Here is a 266-nt window from a genome sequence, read left to right on the forward strand (position 1 = left end):
GGCGTTGTCGATCACGAGCACGTCGATCGAGGATCGCGAGGCGAGGGCGGTGCGGAGCCTCGTGCCCGACGAGCCGTCGACGAGCGCGGCGCGCAGTCCCCGGGCGAGCGCATGCTCCACCCACTGACGCAGCAGCGTCGACTTGCCCGAACCAGGGCTCGCCCAGACGAGCAGATGACCGTCCGACGACAGGTCGGCGATCAGTCGTTCCCGCGCCACCAGCACCGGCACTCCCGAAAGGTTTCGCTCTCGGGGGCAGCCTAGGG

The 266-nt window shown here is 70.3% G+C and carries 1 protein-coding gene; it reads right to left on the bottom strand.

Features of this window, described 5'->3' with window-relative positions:
* The coding region (locus FJ658_RS15585) for a hypothetical protein (protein ID WP_219995801.1) at positions 1–231 on the bottom strand (231 nt) is incomplete at its 3' end.
* Between the last annotated feature and the right edge of the window lie 35 nt (positions 232–266).

The sequence above is a fragment of the Schumannella sp. 10F1B-5-1 genome (genome assembly GCF_006517535.1).
GTDB lineage: Bacteria > Actinomycetota > Actinomycetes > Actinomycetales > Microbacteriaceae > Schumannella.